Source organism: Methylobacterium sp. J-026, from assembly GCF_022829585.1.
Classification (GTDB): domain Bacteria; phylum Pseudomonadota; class Alphaproteobacteria; order Rhizobiales; family Beijerinckiaceae; genus Methylobacterium.
Window position 1 is genome coordinate 1 of the sequence record NZ_JAKSYC010000329.1, and the last position, 971, is coordinate 971.

General features: G+C 63.4%; 2 protein-coding genes. One reads left to right on the forward strand and one right to left on the reverse strand.

Features of this window, described 5'->3' with window-relative positions; genetic code table 11:
• A partial coding sequence (rpsN, locus tag MKK69_RS28875; protein ID WP_243973608.1) for a 30S ribosomal protein S14 occupies positions 1-271 on the reverse strand: 271 nt, incomplete at its 3' end.
• A gap of 240 nt (positions 272-511) precedes the next feature.
• On the opposite strand from rpsN, the gene MKK69_RS28880 reads away from it, so the two are divergent.
• Entirely contained in the window at positions 512-892 is a 381-nt protein-coding gene (locus tag MKK69_RS28880; protein WP_243973609.1) for a hypothetical protein, read from the forward strand.
• Positions 893-971: the final 79 nt, after the last annotated feature.

Here is a 971-nt window from a genome sequence, read left to right on the forward strand (position 1 = left end):
CCCGGTTGCCAAGCTCGCGCAGCGCCACGCGCGAGATGCCCATCTTGCGGTAGAAGGCGCGCGGACGGCCGGTGATGCCGCAGCGATTGCGGATCCGGGTGGCCGACGAGTTGCGCGGCAGTTCCGCGAGCTTGAGGCGCACCTCGAAGCGCTCCTCCATCTCGAGGCCATCGTTGTTGGCGATCTCGAGGAGCGCCTTCCGCTTGGCCGCGAAGCGCTTCACCAGCGCCTTGCGGGCCTCGTTCTTCTCGACTGAGCTTTTCTTCGACATGGGCTCTATCTCCGGTGTCCGCGGCTGAGGCCCAAGGGCCTCACCGCCGGAACGGGAACTGGAAGGCGGCGAGCAGGGCCTTGGCTTCGGCATCGGTCTTGGCGGTGGTCGCCCCTCAACCAGATCACCCAGCTCGCCGGCGATGCCAGCTACAACGGCGTCAACCTGATCGCCGGCACCGGCAACAACCTGACCATCAAGTTCAACGCCACTGGCAGCTCCAAGCTGGACGTCTCGTCGGTGGACGCGACCGCCAGCGGCCTGGGCCTGACCTCGGTCACCAACTCGAACAGCTCGACGAGCTCGAACGGGCTGGGCAACTTCCTGCTGAACTCCGACGTCAACTCCACGCTGCACACACTGGCCAACGCCGGCAGCGCGATCGACTCGGCGGCGGGCAACCTGGGCTCGAACCTCTCGGTGGTGCAGAACCGCCAGGATTTCGCGAAGCAGCTCATCAACGTGTTGCAGACCGGCTCCGCCAACTTGACCAACGCCGACCTGAACCAGGAAGCCGCCAACTCGCAGGCGCTGTCGACCCGTCAGTCGATGGGATTTACGCCTCTTATTGGCCTTATCCGCCGTCTCGAAGTCCTTGAGCACCCGCACTGTGTCGTATAGCGGGAGAGGTCTGTAATCAAATATGTCTGGTACTGCTTTGATAATCTTACGATGCATCGTTAGCTCGTCCCGAGCTAAC